The 17,012-nt window shown below is 73.1% G+C and carries 14 protein-coding genes; 5 read left to right on the top strand and 9 right to left on the bottom strand.

Going from position 1 to position 17,012, the window contains the following annotated elements; all coding sequences use genetic code 11:
• Positions 1 to 191: 191 nt before the first annotated feature.
• Positions 192 to 521, bottom strand: coding sequence for an SH3 domain-containing protein (locus GTY47_RS20775; protein WP_010048780.1), 330 nt, complete (start codon positions 519 to 521; stop codon positions 192 to 194).
• A 181-nt stretch (positions 522 to 702) separates the two neighbouring features.
• Between GTY47_RS20775 and GTY47_RS20780 the strand changes: the two genes are divergently transcribed.
• On the top strand, positions 703 to 2,847 hold the full coding sequence (locus GTY47_RS20780) for a serine/threonine-protein kinase (RefSeq protein ID WP_010048782.1): 2,145 nt from the start codon (positions 703 to 705) through the stop codon (positions 2,845 to 2,847).
• A gap of 67 nt (positions 2,848 to 2,914) precedes the next feature.
• Here the strand turns inward: GTY47_RS20780 and ilvD are convergent, their stop codons facing one another.
• From ilvD to GTY47_RS20800, 4 genes are all read right to left on the bottom strand, one after another.
• The gene (gene ilvD / locus GTY47_RS20785) at positions 2,915 to 4,768 is read right to left on the bottom strand and encodes a dihydroxy-acid dehydratase (protein ID WP_010048784.1); all 1,854 of its coding nucleotides are present in this window, start codon (positions 4,766 to 4,768) and stop codon (positions 2,915 to 2,917) included.
• A 131-nt stretch (positions 4,769 to 4,899) separates the two neighbouring features.
• Positions 4,900 to 5,544, bottom strand: coding sequence for a TetR family transcriptional regulator (locus tag GTY47_RS20790; RefSeq protein WP_010048786.1), 645 nt, complete (start codon positions 5,542 to 5,544; stop codon positions 4,900 to 4,902).
• The gene (locus GTY47_RS20795; protein WP_010048788.1) at positions 5,541 to 6,365 is read right to left on the bottom strand and encodes a sugar phosphate isomerase/epimerase; all 825 of its coding nucleotides are present in this window, start codon (positions 6,363 to 6,365) and stop codon (positions 5,541 to 5,543) included. The genes GTY47_RS20790 and GTY47_RS20795 overlap by 4 nt, the downstream gene beginning before the upstream one ends.
• 102 nt (positions 6,366 to 6,467) lie before the next feature.
• Positions 6,468 to 7,400, bottom strand: a complete 933-nt coding sequence (locus tag GTY47_RS20800) for a Ppx/GppA phosphatase family protein (protein WP_010048790.1) — start codon at positions 7,398 to 7,400, stop codon at positions 6,468 to 6,470.
• Between the two features lie 71 nt (positions 7,401 to 7,471).
• Between GTY47_RS20800 and GTY47_RS20805 the strand changes: the two genes are divergently transcribed.
• Positions 7,472 to 8,287: a hypothetical protein gene (locus GTY47_RS20805; RefSeq protein ID WP_010048792.1), complete on the top strand. Its 816-nt coding sequence runs from the start codon at positions 7,472 to 7,474 to the stop codon at positions 8,285 to 8,287.
• 17 nt (positions 8,288 to 8,304) lie between these two features.
• Here the strand turns inward: GTY47_RS20805 and GTY47_RS20810 are convergent, their stop codons facing one another.
• Complete coding sequence (locus GTY47_RS20810) at positions 8,305 to 10,026, bottom strand: sigma-70 family RNA polymerase sigma factor (protein WP_010048794.1); 1,722 nt, start codon at positions 10,024 to 10,026, stop codon at positions 8,305 to 8,307.
• A 196-nt stretch (positions 10,027 to 10,222) separates the two neighbouring features.
• On the opposite strand from GTY47_RS20810, the gene radA reads away from it, so the two are divergent.
• Positions 10,223 to 11,632, top strand: a complete 1,410-nt coding sequence (gene radA, locus GTY47_RS20815) for a DNA repair protein RadA (RefSeq protein WP_010048796.1) — start codon at positions 10,223 to 10,225, stop codon at positions 11,630 to 11,632.
• A gap of 80 nt (positions 11,633 to 11,712) precedes the next feature.
• A complete protein-coding gene (gene disA, locus GTY47_RS20820; RefSeq protein WP_029181796.1) occupies positions 11,713 to 12,837 on the top strand; it encodes a DNA integrity scanning diadenylate cyclase DisA in 1,125 nt (374 codons plus the stop codon).
• A gap of 116 nt (positions 12,838 to 12,953) precedes the next feature.
• On the opposite strand, the gene GTY47_RS20825 is transcribed toward disA, so the two are convergent.
• Positions 12,954 to 13,820, bottom strand: coding sequence for a hypothetical protein (locus GTY47_RS20825; RefSeq protein ID WP_078603011.1), 867 nt, complete (start codon positions 13,818 to 13,820; stop codon positions 12,954 to 12,956).
• Positions 13,821 to 13,995: 175 nt separating this feature from the next.
• Between GTY47_RS20825 and GTY47_RS20830 the strand changes: the two genes are divergently transcribed.
• Positions 13,996 to 14,637, top strand: a complete 642-nt coding sequence (locus tag GTY47_RS20830) for a phosphatase PAP2 family protein (RefSeq protein WP_010048800.1) — start codon at positions 13,996 to 13,998, stop codon at positions 14,635 to 14,637.
• 62 nt (positions 14,638 to 14,699) lie between these two features.
• On the opposite strand, the gene GTY47_RS20835 is transcribed toward GTY47_RS20830, so the two are convergent.
• Positions 14,700 to 15,356, bottom strand: coding sequence for a response regulator transcription factor (locus GTY47_RS20835; protein ID WP_010048801.1), 657 nt, complete (start codon positions 15,354 to 15,356; stop codon positions 14,700 to 14,702).
• On the bottom strand, positions 15,353 to 16,957 hold the full coding sequence (locus tag GTY47_RS20840; protein WP_010048804.1) for a histidine kinase: 1,605 nt from the start codon (positions 16,955 to 16,957) through the stop codon (positions 15,353 to 15,355). The genes GTY47_RS20835 and GTY47_RS20840 overlap by 4 nt, the downstream gene beginning before the upstream one ends.
• Positions 16,958 to 17,012 lie beyond the last annotated feature (55 nt).

The following is a 17,012-nucleotide window of genomic DNA, read 5'->3' on the forward strand; positions in this document are numbered from 1 at the left end:
CACGCCAACCGCTGCGGGCGGACACCCCCTGACACGTCCCCTTCCGTGCGTACGCGAGTGCGGGTGCGCGTACGCGTAGCTGCGGGCAGTCGTGCCGCTGAGGGCGCCACCCCGCTCCGCCGGGTTGCGGACCCACCCGGCCCCAGCGGCAACACCGCGCAACCGGACAGCCCCGGCCCCGCTGCCGCAGGTCAGCCGCAGCGGGGGCGGATGTAGCCGTCGCTGCCCGTGTTCACGTAGGCGTCCGAGACGTACTGGCCGCTCGCGATGTTGTCCCAGATGTTCGTCGTGCCGTACGGGCCCGTGACCCAGGTGCCGGGTGTCTGGCAGTGGATCAGGACCCGGGAGCCCTCGGGCAGGACCTTGACGATCGGGTAGCCCGTGCCGGGACCGCTGCGGACGTTGAGGCGCACGCCCGGTGCGGTCGAGAAGTACGTGGCCGCCGCGGCCAGTGTCGTGACCAGCGGCATGCCGGTCTCCTGTGTGCCGCGCTCGGCCTCTTCGACAGGCTCGACTGACATGAAAACCTCCCCCGTTGCACCCCATGGCTGCCATGGGGTCCCGTTGATTCCCCTGAATCACGCCATCAAACACCTGTACGTGACTCGACAGCGGAGGCTAGCAAGCCGCCTCTGTCCCGTACGAGTCATCGACTAGGCTCCGTGCGTCGCGCGCGCGGACGAACAGCACGGGGGTGGTCCCATGGCGCCACAGCGGAACGTCGGAGCGGGCCCGGAAGCGGAACTTCCTGAGTACGCCGGTCACTACCGGCTGGAGTCCTGTCTGGGCTCGGGCGGCATGGGCGTCGTGCATCTGGCCCGGAGCACGTCCGGGATGAAGGTCGCCGTGAAGGTCGTGCACGCGGAGTTCGCCAAGGACCCCGAATTCAGGGGTCGTTTCCGGCAGGAGGTCGGGGCGGCGCGGCGGGTCAGCGGGGCTTTCACCGCGCCCGTCGTGGATGCGGATCCCGAGGCCGGACGGCCCTGGATGGCCACCCTGTTCATTCCGGGTCCGACGCTGGCCCAGGAGGTGAAGCGGAACGGGCCCCTGCCCCCGGCGAAACTGCGTCGGCTGATGGCCGGGCTCGCGGAGGCGCTGCGTGACATCCACCGGGTCGGGGTCGTGCACCGGGATCTGAAACCGAGCAACGTCCTGCTCGCCGAGGACGGGCCGAAGGTCATCGACTTCGGCATTTCCCGGCCGAAGGACAGCGAGTTGCGGACTGAGACCGGGAAGCTGATCGGAACACCGCCCTTCATGGCGCCCGAGCAGTTCCGGCGGCCCAGGGAAGTCGGGCCCGCCGCCGACGTGTTCGCCCTCGGGTCCGTGATGGTGCACGCGGCCACCGGGCGCGGGCCGTTCGACTCGGACAGTCCGTACGTCGTCGCCTACCAGGTCGTGCACGACGAGCCCGAGCTGGCGGGTGTACCGGAAGAGCTGGCGCCGCTCGTGCTGCGGTGTCTCGCCAAGGAGCCCGAGGACCGGCCTTCTCCCGACGAGTTGATGCGGGAGCTGCGGTCGGTGGCCGCCTCGTACGACACGCAGGCGTTCATACCGGCGCAGCGGGTGGACGAGGCTCCGGAGGAGGCGGCAGCGGCTGGGGAGGAGAGTGGCGGGGGCGCCGGGGCAGCCCCTGCGGCTGAGAAGCCGTCGCGTCAACCCGTGTTGCGGCTCGGCAGGCGGGCGGCCCTCGGTGCCGGGGCCCTCGGGCTGGCCGTCGTCGGTGCTCTCGTGTCGGTTCCCTTGCTGGGGGATGGCGGGCCGGCGCCCGAGGTCGCCGCTCCGCGGACCAGGGCGGCCGCGTTCTCGGCGTGGGAGGCGCCGCCGTTGTCCGGGAAGAGCACACCTCAGTGTGCGTACGCGGCGGAGAAGTTGGTGTGTGCGCAGACCGGGCTGGTCTTCGCTCTCGATCCTGGCGACGGGCGGCTGCTGTGGCGGCATCCGCTGGACGGGGTCGCCGCGAGCGGGCCGCCGAGCGGGGCGCCGGTCGTCTCGGGCGGGCTGGTGCCGGCCGGGCTGGGCCAGGGGCGGCGGGTGACGATGCTCGATCCCGGCTCGGGTGACGTGGAGCGGCGGCAGGAGCTGCCCGCCTACGGGGGGCTGCGGGCCGTCGGCGGCATGCTGCTGCTCACCGCGGCCGACGGCACGGTCAGCGGCGTGGAGAGCGCCTCGGGCGATGTGAAGTGGAGTCATCGGATTCCGGGGCAGGACGTGCCGTACTTCGTCTCGTTCCCCGGTGATCCGCTGGCGTACGCGGCGAGCGTGTCCGGCGACGGGTCCGGCACGAAGGTCACGGCGGTGGCCCCGGGCACGGGTGACGTGCGGTGGGAGGCGCGGCTGGAGGGGGCGTTGCAGCCTCTCGGGGTGGTGGACGGGGCGGTCGTGTTCGTGGCGGTCGACGCCGTGCGCGGGGATGCCCGGGCCGTGGTCCGCTACGACCCGGAGAGCCGGACGAGCGTGCGGGTGCCGTTGACTGTTCCGTTGCAGCAGGTGGAGGGGAGTGTGCACGGGGACGTCGTGCACCTCATGGCGACGGGTGGGGCGCTGGTCGCCGTCGATCTGGAGGCGCGCAAGCAGCGGTGGAGTCTGGAGACGGGAGTCGTCCGGGGGTCGACGCCGGTCGCCGACGACCGGTACGTGTACGTCACCGCGCCGGACGGGCGGCTGCTCGCCGTCGACGCGCGGCGCGGGAAGCTCGTCGGACAGACGTCCCCGCGGCTGGGCGACCGGTCGGACCGGGTTCCGGCCGCGCTTCCCGAGCCCGTGCTCGTGGGCGACCGTGTCTACGCCGGTGCGCCGGACGGGTCCGTCTTCGCCGTGAGCGGGCGTGATCCGTCGGGTTGGTAGTGCGGGCCCGGCGTATGCGGAAGGGCCGCCCCCGGGAGACCGGGTGCGTCCCTTCCGCGTGGAACGCTCAGCCCAGACGGGTCACGTCACGCACGGCGCCCTTGTCCGCGCTGGTCGCCATCGCCGCGTAGGCCCGCAGCGCCGCCGAGACCTTGCGGTCGCGGTTCTTCGGGGCGTACACGCCGTTCAGCGCCTGCTCGCGGCGGGCCAGCTCGGCGTCGTCGACGAGGAGCTCGATGGAGCGGTTCGGGATGTCGATGCGGATGCGGTCGCCGTCCTCGACGAGGGCGATGGTGCCGCCGCCGGCCGCCTCGGGCGAGGCGTGCCCGATCGAGAGGCCGGACGTCCCGCCGGAGAAGCGGCCGTCGGTGATCAGGGCGCAGGTCTTGCCGAGGCCGCGGCCCTTCAGGTACGAGGTCGGGTAGAGCATCTCCTGCATGCCGGGGCCGCCCTTGGGGCCCTCGTAGCGGATGACGACGACGTCGCCCTCCTTGATCTGCTTCAGAAGGATCTTCTCGACGGCCTCCTCCTGCGACTCGCAGACGACCGCCGGACCCTCGAAGGTCCAGATCGACTCGTCGACGCCGGCCGTCTTCACCACGCAGCCGTCGACCGCGAGGTTGCCCTTGAGGACCGCGAGGCCGCCGTCCTTGGAGTACGCGTGCTCGACGGAGCGGATGCAGCCGCCCTCGGCGTCCTCGTCGAGGGCCTCCCAGCGCTCGGACTGGGAGAAGGCCTCGGCGGAGCGGACGCAGCCGGGGGCCGCGTGCCACAGCTCGACCGCCTCGGGGGACGGGGAGCCGCCGCGCACGTCCCACGTCTTCAGCCAGTCGGCCAGGGACGGGCTGTGGACCGCGTGCACGTCCTCGTTGAGCAGGCCCGCGCGGTGCAGCTCGCCGAGGAGGGCGGGGATGCCGCCGGCGCGGTGCACGTCCTCCATGTAGTACGTGCGGTCCTTGGCCACGTTCGGCGCCACCTTGGCCAGGCAGGGGACCCGGCGGGAGACCGCGTCGATCTCCTCCAGGCCGAAGGGGACGCCCGCCTCCTGGGCCGCGGCCAGCAGGTGCAGGATCGTGTTGGTCGAGCCGCCCATCGCGATGTCGAGGGCCATCGCGTTCTCGAAGGCCGCGAAGGTGGCGACGTTGCGCGGCAGGACCGTCTCGTCGTCCTGCTCGTAGTAGCGGCGGGTGATGTCCATGACCGTGTTGGCCGCGTCGACGTAGAGCTGCTTGCGCGCGGTGTGGGTGGCCAGGACCGAGCCGTTGCCGGGGAGGGAGAGGCCGATGGCCTCGGTGAGGCAGTTCATCGAGTTGGCGGTGAACATGCCGGAACAGGAACCGCAGGTCGGACAGGCGTTCTCCTCGATACGGAGGATGTCCTCGTCCGAGATCTTGTCGTTCACGGCGTCGGAGATCGCGTCGACCAGGTCGAGCGTGCGGACCGTGCCGTCGACGAGCGTGGCCCGGCCGGACTCCATCGGGCCGCCGGAGACGAAGACCGTCGGGATGTTCAGGCGCAGGGCCGCGTTGAGCATGCCCGGCGTGATCTTGTCGCAGTTGGAGATGCAGATCAGGGCGTCGGCGCAGTGGGCCTCGACCATGTACTCCACGCTGTCCGCGATCAGGTCGCGGGAGGGGAGGCTGTAGAGCATGCCGCCGTGGCCCATGGCGATGCCGTCGTCGACGGCGATCGTGTTGAACTCGCGCGGGATGCCGCCGGCCTCGACGATCGCCTCGCTGACGATCCGGCCGACCGGCTGGAGGTGGGTGTGGCCCGGCACGAACTCCGTGAAGCTGTTGGCGACCGCGATGATCGGCTTGCGGCCGATGTCCGCACCCGGTACACCGGAGGCGCGCATAAGGGCGCGGGCGCCCGCCATGTTGCGGCCGTGGGTGACTGTGCGGGACCTCAGCTCGGGCATCGTCGCTCGCTCCTTCAGAGACTGCGTCAGAGGATTCGGAGATTTCTGACTGCTACCGAGCGTACGCCGGTCATCCAGAGGGCGGGACGCAGTGTCCGGAATGCGGGATGCATGTCTCGGCTCACGGCGGTTCAGGGTCCGGTGAGGTGGCCCTGTACGACCGGTGCCAGGCGCGCGATGATCTGCTCGGGGTCCGCCGAGGCCAGCGGCTCGACCTTGATGACGTACCGCAGCATCGCGGTGCCCACGAGCTGGGCGGCGGCGAGCTCGGCCCGCAGTTCGGCGTCCGGCAGGTCCAGTCGTCCCGCGATGCGGCGCAGCACCTGGGTGGCGACGATACGGCGGAAGACGGCGGCCGCCGTCTCGTTGGTGACGGCGGAGCGGACGATGGCGAGCAGGGGCGCGCGGGTCGCCGGGTTCTCCCAGACACCGAAGAAGAAGCGGGCCAGGCGCTCCCCCACGCCGTCGAGCGGGCCCTCCTCGATGGCCTTCGGCGCATCGAGGGCGGGGCCGAAGGACTGGGTGATCGCCGCCTCGAAGACCTGCTCCTTCGTTCCGAAGTAGTGGTGCACGAGCGCCGAGTCGACTCCGGCAGCCTTGGCGATGCCGCGTACGGACGTCTTCTCGTAGCCGCGCTCGGAGAACTCCTCGCGGGCGGCGGTCAGGATGCTGTCCCGGGTGTCCGCGGACTCCGTGCGTGGGGGGCGGCCGCGGCGGCGGGCGGTCGGCCCTCTGCCGGGGCCGGTGTGGGTGCCGGCCGGGGGCAGGTCGCTCATCGCCTCGGCACCCTCACCGCCGAGGCCAGGTGCAGGCGCGTGAAGGCCAGTGCCTCCGCCAGGTCGGCCTCGCGCTCCGCGCTGGACATGGCGCGGCGGGTGTTGACCTCGATCACGACGTGCCCGTCGAAGCCCGTGCGGGCGAGCCGCTCCAGCACCTCGGCGCAGGGCTGGGTGCCGCGGCCGGGCACCAGGTGCTCGTCCTTGGCCGAGCCCCTGCCGTCGGCGAGGTGGACGTGGCCCAGCCGGTCGCCCATGCGGTCGACCATGTCCAGCGCGTCGGTGCGGGCCGTCGCGGTGTGGCTGAGGTCGATCGTGAAGTGGCGGTAGTCGTCCTTCGTCACGTCCCAGTCGGGGGCGTACGCCAGCATCTCGCGGTCGCGGTAGCGCCAGGGGTACATGTTCTCGACGGCGAACCGCACATCCGTCTCGTTCGCCATGCGCCAGATGCCGGCGACGAAGTCCCTGGCGTACTGGCGCTGCCAGCGGAACGGGGGGTGGACGACGACCGTGCTCGCGTCGAGCTTCTCGGCCGCCGCGCGGGCCCGCTGGAGCTTGGTCCAGGGGTCCGTGGACCAGACGCGCTGCGTGATGAGCAGGCAGGGGGCGTGGACGGCCAGGACCGGGATCTGGTGGTAGTCGCTGAGTCTGCGCAAGGCCTCGATGTCCTGGCTGACCGGGTCGGTCCAGACCATGACCTCGACTCCGTCGTAGCCGAGGCGCGCGGCGATCTCGAAGGCCGTGGCCGTCGACTCCGGGTAGACCGAGGCCGTCGAGAGGGCGACCTTCGCGTCCGGGATCCTTACGGCTGGCTCTGCCATGCAGGACAGATTACGGGGTGTGGTCGGGGTGGAGCGGGGTGCCTATTCGCCGTTGTGGTGTTTGCCATAGGAGAGTGCGGCTCCGCGCCCTCCCTGAGGGGCTCACACCGACTCCATGTGATCCAGGCGACGGAGGATCACGCCCTCCCTGAGCGCCCACGGGCAGATCTCCAGGCGCTCCACGCCGAAGAGGTCCATCGCGGCCTCGGCCACCAGGGCGCCCGCCAGCAGCTGGCCCGCCCTGCCCTCCGAGACGCCCGGGAGCTCGGCCCGTTCCGCCTCCGTCATGCCGGCCAGCCTCGGGACCCAGCCCTCCAGGGACTCCCGCTTGAGTTCCCGCTGGACGTACAGGCCCTCGGCGGAGCGGGCGGCTCCGGCGATTCGGGCGAGCTGCTTGAAGGTCTTGGACGTGGCGACGACGCGGTCGGGCGGTCCGAAGCGGCTGAACTCGCCGACCGTGCGGGCGACCTCGGTCCGGACGTGGCGGCGCAGGGCCCGGACGTCGTCCGGGGCGGGCGGGTCGCCGGGCAGCCAGCCGGCGGTGAGGCGGCCGGCGCCCAGCGGCAGGGACGCGGCCGCGTCGGGCTCCTCGTCGATGCCGTAGGCGATCTCCAGGGAGCCGCCGCCGATGTCCAGGACCAGAAGTTTGCCGGCCGACCAGCCGAACCAGCGGCGGGCGGCGAGGAAGGTGAGGCGGGCCTCCTCCTCGCCGGTGAGGACCTGGAGCTCGACGCCGGTCTCGGTGCGCACGCGCGCGAGGACGTCGTCGGCGTTGCGGGCCTCGCGGACGGCGGAGGTGGCGAACGGCAGGAGGTCCTCGACGCCCTTGTCCTCGGCGGCTTGGAGCGCCTCGTGGACGACCGATATCAGCCGGTCGACGCCCTGGGGGCCGATCGCGCCGTCGTCGTCCAGGAGCTGGGCGAGTCGCAGTTCCGCCTTGTGCGAGTGCGCGGGCAACGGGCACGCGCCGGGATGCGCGTCCACCACGAGCAGATGCACCGTGTTCGATCCCACGTCGAGGACACCGAGTCTCATGTACGGAACGCTACTGCCAGCTGTGCCGTCCGCCGTCCTCGGTGTGGGCACAAGGCCCGTACCCTGGAGTCGTGCCAAAGACGAAAAAGGCGAAGCGCGACAAATCATCGGGCGTCCCGCGGCCCGACGAGAAGGGCCCCGACGAGAAGGGCCTCGACTTCGCCCGCGCGTGGGTGGAGTTTCCTGATCCGGCGGACGACGAGCAGGTCTTCCGCTGCGATCTGACATGGCTGACCTCTCGCTGGAACTGCATCTTCGGCAGCGGCTGCCAGGGCATCCAGGCCGGCCGCGCGGACGACGGGTGCTGCACGCTGGGTGCCCACTTCTCCGACGAGGACGACGAGAAGCGGGTGGCCGAGCATGTGGCGAGGCTCACCCCGGACATCTGGCAGCACCACGCCGAGGGCACGCGGAACGGCTGGATCTCGGAGGACGAGGACGGCGACCGGCAGACGCGCCCCTTCCAGGGCTCGTGCATCTTCCAGAACCGGCCCGGCTTCCCGGGCGGCGCGGGCTGCTCGCTGCACATCCTCGCCCTGAAGGAGGGTCGCGAGCCGCTGGAGACCAAGCCGGACGTGTGCTGGCAGCTGCCGGTGCGGCGGACCTACGAGTGGATCGACCGGCCCGACGACACGCGGGTGCTCCAGGTGTCGATCGGTGAGTACGACCGCCGCGGCTGGGGGCCGGGCGGTCACGACCTGCACTGGTGGTGCACCTCGGCGACCTCGGCGCACGGCGCGGGCGAGCCGGTGTACGTCTCCTACCGGCCGGAGCTGATCGAGCTGATGGGCAAGGCCGGCTACGACCGGCTGGCCGAGCTGTGCGAGGAGCGGCTGGCCTCGCAGCTGCCGTTGCTGGCGCCGCACCCTGCCGATCCGGTCGACTGACGTCCCCGAACACACACCTAGGACGTGGACGGGCTCGGGTCGCCGCTGTCCGAGGGCGGGGGCGTCGGGTCCGTGGGGTCCGTCGGGCCCGGCTCCGTGGGCGTGGGGTCCGGGTCGGGTGACGGGGGCGGGGTGGTCGGCTCCGGGTCCGGTGGTGCCGAGGTCGTGGGCGCCGGGTCGGGCTGGGTCGCAGGCGGGTCGCTCGGACCGCTGGGGCGGGGGTCCGGGCGCGGGCCGGGGTCGGAGGGGCCGGGCGCGGTGCCGTAGCCCTCGATGTGGACGACGGCGCCCACCGGGGCGACCGCCACCTGCGCGTGCCAGGGGCCGGAGGGCTCTCGCAGATGGTCGACGTACACCTTGATCGTCAACGACTCGCCGGGCCGGAGGGTTCCCGACGACTGGCTCAGGTAGAGCCAGTCCGCTCCGGTGGACGCGGACCAGCGGACCGGGGCCGGGCCCGTGGCGGTCAGGGTGACGAGGGTGGTGTCGCCGCTGTTGTCCGCCGTGACGTCCAGGGTGCTCTTACGGCCGGCGCCGGCGACGCCGAGGACCTCCACGGAGACGTCGGCCTTGCCGTCCTTGCCGAAGCGGGGGCCGGGTCTGGTGCTCGCGTTGCCGGTGTTCTCGTAGCCGCCGCCGGCCATCTCGCCGTCCAGGCCGAACGGGTCGTCCGCTTCGCGCGCCGAGGCGGAGCGGCCGTCCTGGCCCTCGCCGACGGGGGTGCCCCGGTAGGCGGCCCACAGGGCGAGCACGGGGGCGGCCACGACGGTGGCGACGACGGTCGTGGTGACGGCACGCGCGCGGAGGCGGTCCCTTCGGGCGGCACGGTCCTTGGGGTCCATCGGGAAGCCGCGCCGGTCGAAGCGGGGTCCGGCGCCACGCACGCGTGGCTGGTGGGCCATGGCGACGTGCAGGGCCGCGCGCGGGGCCGGCAGGACGGGCAGTTCGGCCGGGGTGACGCTGGTGCCGGGCCAGCGGCCGGGGATGGCGCGCTCGGCGGTGCGGCGGCAGCGCGGGCAGTCGTCGACGTGCCGGACGAGTTCGCGGCGCAGGGCCGTGCCGAGCACGGGCCGGTCGTCGCCGACGAGGTGCGCGACGCTCGGACACGCCCCGGTATCGACGACGGCGAGGGCCGCACGCGTGCGTTCCACCTCGCAGGCGGCGGAGGCCAGCAGATCGCGGGCGGCCGCCAGGTCCATGCCCAGGACGGCGGCGACCTCGTGGGCGGCGAGGTGGTGGCGCACGGCCAGTTCGAGCGCCTCGCGCTGCTCCGGGGTGGTGCCGGCGGCCTCCGGCCAGGCCAGCAGGGCCAGTTCGCGCCGCCGCTGCTCCTGGACCTCCTCGGACACGGCCGGGCCGGACGACCGGTCGGCGCGCTGCGGGCGGCCCGCGGCATGGCTGCTCTGACGTTTCTGCTTGGCCTCGGCCAGCTTGCGCAGGCACGCCCAGCGGGCCAGCGCGTACAGCCACGCCCTGCGGTCGGCGGGGGCGTCGGGGGCGTGCCGGGCGCGGCGCTCGGCGAGGGCGAGGGCGTCGCCCAGGGCGGCGGTCGCGGCGTCGTGGTCGCACAGCACGGACAGGCAGTAGGTGAACAGGCCGTCCAGGTAGGGCTCGTAGCGCGCGGGCGGCCGCTGCGCCAACGTGTGCGCCGCCCCGCCGTCACGCGCCTCCCGGTGCGCCCGGTGCGGGCCGGCCGTGCGGGTGGAGCGGGTCGAGATCTCCGGAGTACTGCTCATCATTCGGCGACCGTAGGGGGCCGGGAGTGACACCTTCCTGCGGCTTGAGCACATTTAATCCGTACGGGTGAAACGATCCCTCAATCGGGGACAGGAACCAGTGGTTCCGGCGCTGGCGCGGGGTGGCGGGGCCCTGGCGCACAGGTGGCGGCCCCGGTCGGTCGCCGCGTTGTCAGTGCCGGCGGCTACGGTTTCGTCCATGGCTGCCCGTACGAAGACCACCAAGGACCGTCCGTCCTACCGCTGCACGGAATGCGGCTGGCAGACGGCGAAGTGGCTCGGCCGCTGCCCCGAGTGCCAGGCCTGGGGGACGGTCGAGGAGTACGGCGCGCCCGCGGTGCGTACGACGACGCCGGGGCGGGTCACCACCTCCGCCGTGCCCATCGGCCAGGTGGACGGCCGCCGGGCGACGGCCCGCTCCACCGGCGTGCCCGAGCTGGACCGTGTGCTCGGCGGCGGACTCGTCCCCGGCGCGGTGGTGCTGGTCGCGGGCGAGCCGGGTGTCGGCAAGTCGACGCTGCTGCTCGACGTGGCGGCCAAGTCGGCGAGCGACGAGCACCGCACGCTGTACGTCACGGGCGAGGAGTCGGCGAGCCAGGTCCGGCTGCGCGCCGACCGCATCGGCGCCATCGACGACCACCTCTACCTGGCCGCGGAGACGGATCTGGCGGCGGTGCTGGGCCACTTGGACGCGGTGAAGCCGTCGCTGCTGATCCTGGACTCGGTGCAGACGGTGGCCTCACCGGAGATCGACGGCGCGCCCGGCGGCATGGCCCAGGTGCGGGAGGTCGCGGGGGCCCTGATCCGGGCCTCCAAGGAACGCGGCATGTCCACGCTGCTCGTGGGCCATGTCACCAAGGACGGCGCCATCGCGGGCCCGCGCCTCCTGGAGCACCTCGTGGACGTCGTCCTGAGCTTCGAGGGCGACCGGCACGCCCGCCTCCGGCTCGTCCGAGGCGTCAAGAATCGCTACGGCACCACCGACGAGGTCGGCTGCTTCGAGCTGCACGACGAGGGCATCACGGGCCTGGCCGACCCGAGCGGACTCTTCCTGACCCGTCGGGCCGAGCCCGTCCCGGGCACCTGCCTGACCGTCACCCTGGAGGGCCGCCGCCCACTGGTCGCCGAGGTCCAGGCGCTCACGGTCGACTCGCAGATCCCCTCCCCGCGCCGGACCACCTCGGGCCTGGAGACCTCCCGCGTCTCGATGATGCTCGCGGTGCTGGAACAGCGGGGCCGGATCAGCGCCTTGGGCAAAAGGGACATCTACTCCGCGACGGTCGGCGGTGTGAAGCTCTCGGAGCCCGCCGCGGACCTGGCCGTCGCCCTCGCCCTGGCCAGCGCGGCGAGTGACACACCTCTCCCCAAGAACCTCGTCGCGATCGGGGAGGTCGGCCTCGCGGGCGAGGTGAGACGGGTCACGGGCGTGCAGCGCAGGCTGGCCGAAGCCCACCGTCTGGGCTTCACCCACGCCCTCGTACCGGGCGACCCGGGCAAGATCCCCTCGGGTATGAAGGTCCTGGAAGTAGCGGACATAGGGGACGCCCTGCGGGTCCTCCCCCGGTCCCGTCGCAGAGAGGCCCCCCGGGACGAGGAGGGTCGCCGGTAGACTTTGCCCTGGTCTCGCCCGTCCGTGCGAACCGAGCGCGCGACACGGGGGCGCCCAGAACCTGCGACCGGAGGAGTGCAGTGGCAGCCAACGACCGGGCATCAGCTCCCGGAAAGTCCGGCGGGAGTGCCGGTACCGATGGCCTGATGCGCGCCTCGCTGAGCGCCGTGGCACCCGGCACCGCCCTGCGTGACGGCCTGGAGCGGGTGCTCCGCGGCAACACCGGCGGACTCATCGTCCTCGGCTCCGACAAGACGGTGGAAGCGCTCTGCACCGGCGGTTTCGTGCTGGACGTCGAGTTCACCGCGACCCGTCTGCGTGAGCTGTGCAAGCTGGACGGCGGCATCGTGCTGTCCTCCGACCTGTCGAAGATCCTCCGCGCGGGCGTGCAGCTGGTCCCCGACCCGACGATCCCCACGGAGGAGACGGGCACCCGGCACCGCACCGCGGACCGCGTCAGCAAGCAGGTCGGCTTCCCGGTCGTCTCGGTCTCCCAGTCGATGCGGCTGATCGCGCTGTACGTGGACGGCCAGCGCCGCGTCCTGGAGGACTCGGCGGCGATCCTGTCCCGCGCCAACCAGGCCCTGGCGACCCTGGAGCGCTACAAGCTCCGCCTCGACGAGGTCGCGGGCACGCTGTCGGCGCTGGAGATCGAGGACCTGGTGACCGTGCGGGACGTCTCCGCGGTCGCCCAGCGCCTGGAGATGGTGCGCCGCATCGCCACGGAGATCGCCGAGTACGTGGTGGAGCTGGGTACGGACGGCCGGCTGCTCGCCCTCCAGCTCGACGAGCTGATCGCCGGCGTGGAACCCGAGCGCGAGCTGGTCGTCCGGGACTACGTGCCCGAGCCCACCGCCAAGCGCTCCCGCACGGTCGACGAGGCGCTGGCCGAGCTGGACGCCCTCACCCACGCCGAGCTTCTCGAACTGCCCACGGTGGCCCGGGCCTTGGGCTACACCGGCTCGCCCGAGACGCTGGACTCGGCGGTGTCGCCGCGCGGCTTCCGCCTGCTCGCCAAGGTGCCCCGGCTGCCCGGCGCGATCATCGACCGCCTGGTCGAGCACTTCGGCGGCCTCCAGAAGCTGCTCGCCGCGAGCGTCGACGACCTCCAGACGGTGGACGGCGTCGGCGAGGCCCGCGCGCGCAGCGTCCGGGAGGGGCTGTCGCGGCTGGCGGAGTCGTCGATCCTGGAGCGGTACGTCTAGCGCTCGAACTGCACCGGCCGGAACAGCTGGAACGGCCGGAACGGCTGGGGCCGGAACGGCTGAGGGCGGTGCCCGGCAAGGGGTACCGCCGCCCTCGGCTGTCCGAGCCGCCGGTGCTAGTCGGCCGACAGCACGAACGACGTCTGCACCTTCGCGAAGCCCGGAGCCTTGGCTTCCACCAGGTAGGTGCCCGGCCCGGCCGAGCCCGCCGGAGGTGTGGCGCACTCGGGGGCGCTCGGCCTGCGGTTCCAGTTCACGGTGTAGGTGATGCCGCTGCCGGCGGGCACCCGGTACAGCTGGTGCGCGGCGGCCTTCGGGCAGTCCTTGGAGGACCAGTACTCGTCGTCGGAGCTCGCCGGGGTGATCGTGAACACCGCGTTCTTCGGCCCGAGATCGATCTTGCAGTCGGTGCCGGAGATGTTCCGCGCGGTCAGCAGGAACGTGGGCGTCTGCTCGGGGTCGTAGGTGTTGTGCCGGCTGCGCAGACTGAACTTGACCACGCTGGCGGTGCAGTTGGGCAGCGTGGAACCGGCCGGCAGCGTGTCGCCCACGCCGACACCGCCCACCGTGGTACCGCCCCCGGAGCCACCGGCACCGTCCGCCCCTCCGGAGCCGCCCGAGCCGGAACCGCTGCCGGAGCCCGGGCCCGAAGCGGAACCGTCCCCGGAGCCGTCCCCCGAGCCGTCGCCGGAACCGCCCCCGGACCCGGACGACGAGCCGCCGGAGCCCTCGTCGCCCGACTCGTCGCGTCCGCCCGGTGCTTGGCTGATGGCCGGACCCGAACTCGACGGGCCGGGCGTGATGGAAGGCGCGGGATTCTTGCCGTTGGCGCCGTTGTCGCTGTCCTTGCCGCCCCCGCCGCCCATGGTCACGATCCAGGTGATCAGCAGCGCCAACAGGGCGACCACGGACACCAGTACGACCCTCCGACGCCAGTAGATGGAGGAGGGAAGCGGCCCGACCGGATTGCGCAGAGATCCCACGGCGCAAACCTTACGAGAGATCGGCGCGTTCGCCTGTCCCACCCGCCGCTCGGAGCCACAACTTTTCCGGATCATCATCCCGGAAACAACCGCCCCACCCCTGTCTTTCGACAGGTACGGCACGCGACGATCGCTGGGTGTGACGGTATCGGTCTGCCGCCTACCGTCCGTGACCATGAACTCCGAGGACAGCGCGCTCTACCGCGACATCACCGACTTCGCCCATGACACCCCGATGTGGGTACAGCACGGGGCCGGCATATGGACGGAGGCCGGACTGCTCGTCTTCGCCGCGCTGTTCGCCACCGCCTGGTGGCGAGCCCGCCGCGACACTCCCCACGCGTTCGCGATCGCGGCCCTCGCGCCTCTGGCCACGGCTGTGGCGTACGTGTGCAGCGAGGTGCTCAAGTCCGCGGTCACGGAGGAGCGTCCGTGCCGGGCGGTCGCCGGTGCGGCCGCGTCCCTCGCGGCGTGCCCGCCGCACGGCGACTGGTCCTTCCCGTCCAACCACGCCACGATCGCGGGCGCGGCGGCGGTCGCCCTCGCGCTGGTCCGGCGCGCGCTCCTGTGGCTGACGGCCCCGCTCGCCCTGCTCATGGCCTTCTCCCGGGTCTTCGTCGGCGTGCACTATCCGCACGACGTCCTCGCGGGGCTGCTGCTCGGCACGCTCGTCGCCCTCGTCGCCGTACGGCTGGGCAGGGGCCCGGCGACGCGGCTGGCCGAGGCGATGCGCACCTCGTCGGCGCCGGCCGTGCGGTGGTTCACCGGGCCGGGCGCGGCGCCCGTCACGTCGTACGGCTCGCACGCGCGGCGCTGAGGCGGCCCGCATGCGCGTCGCCGAGCCGGTACGCGCCCCCACCACTGAGCCGACCCGAGTCGTCACGACTCCACGAGCCCCGCCTCGTAGGCCACGATCGCCGCCTGCACGCGGTTGCGCACGCCCAGCCGGTCCAGGACCGCGCTCACGTACGCCTTCACCGTGCCCTCGACGAGGTGCAGCCGGGCGGCGATCTCCGGGTTGGACAGGCCGGCGCCGACCAGGCCGAGCACCTCACGTTCGCGGGGGCTCAGCACGGCCACGCGCGCGCGTGCCTGTGCCTCGCGGGTGAGCCGGCCGCCGCCGAGGCCCTGGTCGATGACGTACCGGGCCACCTTGGGCGACAGGAACGCGGCCCCGGCCGCCACCGCCCGTACACCCGCGATCAGTTCGTACGGGTCACCGGACTTCAGCAGGAAGCCGGTGGCGCCGCCGCCGAGGGCGCGGGTCACGTAGGCGCCCTCGGAGAAGGTGGTGAGCATCGCGACGGCCGTGCCGGGCACGGTCCGTACGATCTCCTCCGCCGCCGTGAGGCCGTCCAGGCGCGGCATGCGGATGTCGAGCAGGGCCACGTCCGGGCGGTGGGCGCGGGCCAGCTCGACCGCCTCGCGGCCGTCGCCCGCCTCGGCGACGACCTCCGTCACGCCGCTGCTTCCCAGGATGGCGCATACCCCGGCCCGGACCATGGCCTCGTCGTCGGCCAGCAGGACGCGGATCACCTTGCGAACTCCTCGTATTCTTCCCGGCCTTCGCCGGACAGACCGACACGCGGGACCACGTCCTTGGCGACCAGCCGACCGGCGTCGAAGCACAGTCTGAAGTGGGCAACGGAGACGAACAGTTCGCCGCTCGCCCGGTAGTAGCGGCAGTCGGCTCCCTCGGGTGGGGCGGGGGCCCGGTCGTCGGGCGGGTCGTTCACGTCGCGCTCGGGCAGCACGTGCTCGACCTCGGCCGCCGGGGTGCCCAGGCGCAGTTTCGTGTACGCGGCGGGTTCGAGCACCGAGTGCTTCTCCGCGTAGGCGTACCAGCCGAACGACACGCCGACCAGCACGACGCCCACGCCGGCGGCGGTGCCGAAGCCGAGGGCGACACGGCGGCGGGCGTGCCGGAAGCGCGCGGGGCCCGGGGGTCCGACGGTGGGCTGCTGCTCGGGGGCATCGGGGATGTACGCCGATACCCGGAACCCGTCCTCGTGCGGTCCGGCCTCGAACGTGCCGCCGACGGCGGTCACCGCGGCCCGCAGCCCGAGCAGGCCCGTACCGCCGCCGGTGGGGAGGGAACTCTCCTGGGCGGGCGGGCCGTTGGTGATGGTGACCGACGCTCCCCCGCCCCGCCCCGCCCCCGCCCCCGCGGCCCGCCCCGTCACCGCCACGGTCACGGGAGCGCCCGGTGCGTGCCGTGCCGCGTTGGTCAGTGCCTCCCGGACCACGCGGTGCAGCAGCCGTTCGGCGACCCCGCCGGGCTCCGCGGCAGGGCCGCCCTGCCCGGCGGGCTGCCAGCGCACGGGCAGGCCCGATTCCGCGGCGCGGGTGACGAGTTGCTCCAGGGTCTCGCCCGCCGGGGCCAGCGGCACGGGCTCGTCGTCGTCCTCGCGCAGGACGCCGATGATGTGGTGCAGCCGGTCCGTGGCGTCGGCGGCGGCCGCGCGCAGGTCCGCTGCGGCGGCCCGGTGCTCGTCGGCGAGGCCGGGGGCGACCTGGAGGGCGCCTGCGCGCAGCGCGATGAGGCTCAGCTCGTGGCCGAGGGAGTCGTGCATGTCCTGGGCGATCCGGGCCCGTTCGCGCAGCCGGGCGCGTTCCTCGGCGAAGCGGGCCTCGTCCTCCAGCCGGGCGGCGCGCAGCCACCCTGCCTCGGCCAGCTCCCGGCTCTGCCGCCAGTAGCGACCGCCGAGCCAGGGGAAGACACAGCCGAAGAGCAGCGTGCCCGTCATGACGAACCACTCCGGGGCCGGGTCGACGCCGACGAGCACGATCCGGACCGTGCCGGCGCAGCCGACCGCCGCGAAGCACAGCACCGCGGGACGCGCCCGGCCCGCCCGCAGCCCGAGCAGCAGCGCGAACACGCCGAGGGCGGGGCCGTAGGAGACGGTGAACAGGGCGGGGGCGGCGGCGAGGCTCAGGGCGGCAGCCAGCCCGAAGGCCGCGAGCGGCAGCCGCCGGGACAGGGCCACGGCGACGGCCAGCACCGCCACACCGGCCGCCTGCTGCCAGGCCGGACGCGGCTCGTTCAGTCCGAGCCGGTCCGCCGTGAGTGCGGGCAGGGCGAGGGCCGCCCAGAGCAGGGCGCGACCCGGTGCCCCGGTGGGACGAGGACGTTCCATTCGCCCGACGCTATAGGCGGGCGGCACGGTGGCGCTGCTGCCGATCGTCAGGTAC

The organism is Streptomyces sp. SID5464, from assembly GCF_009862985.1.
In the GTDB taxonomy this organism is placed as follows: Bacteria; Actinomycetota; Actinomycetes; order Streptomycetales; family Streptomycetaceae; genus Streptomyces; species Streptomyces chartreusis_D.

What these genes read in the sequence shown, in the direction of transcription:
- GTY47_RS20810 (WP_010048794.1), bottom strand. Translation starts at nt 10,026, where the DNA reads ATGATGAGCAGTACTCCGGAGATCTCGACCCGCTCCACCCGCACGGCC.
- GTY47_RS20780 (WP_010048782.1), top strand. Translation starts at nt 703, where the DNA reads ATGGCGCCACAGCGGAACGTCGGAGCGGGCCCGGAAGCGGAACTTCCT.
- GTY47_RS20790 (WP_010048786.1), bottom strand. Translation starts at nt 5,544, where the DNA reads ATGAGCGACCTGCCCCCGGCCGGCACCCACACCGGCCCCGGCAGAGGG.
- ilvD (WP_010048784.1), bottom strand. Translation starts at nt 4,768, where the DNA reads ATGCCCGAGCTGAGGTCCCGCACAGTCACCCACGGCCGCAACATGGCG.
- GTY47_RS20800 (WP_010048790.1), bottom strand. Translation starts at nt 7,400, where the DNA reads ATGAGACTCGGTGTCCTCGACGTGGGATCGAACACGGTGCATCTGCTC.
- GTY47_RS20830 (WP_010048800.1), top strand. Translation starts at nt 13,996, where the DNA reads ATGAACTCCGAGGACAGCGCGCTCTACCGCGACATCACCGACTTCGCC.
- radA (WP_010048796.1), top strand. Translation starts at nt 10,223, where the DNA reads ATGGCTGCCCGTACGAAGACCACCAAGGACCGTCCGTCCTACCGCTGC.
- GTY47_RS20795 (WP_010048788.1), bottom strand. Translation starts at nt 6,365, where the DNA reads ATGGCAGAGCCAGCCGTAAGGATCCCGGACGCGAAGGTCGCCCTCTCG.
- GTY47_RS20775 (WP_010048780.1), bottom strand. Translation starts at nt 521, where the DNA reads ATGTCAGTCGAGCCTGTCGAAGAGGCCGAGCGCGGCACACAGGAGACC.
- GTY47_RS20840 (WP_010048804.1), bottom strand. Translation starts at nt 16,957, where the DNA reads ATGGAACGTCCTCGTCCCACCGGGGCACCGGGTCGCGCCCTGCTCTGG.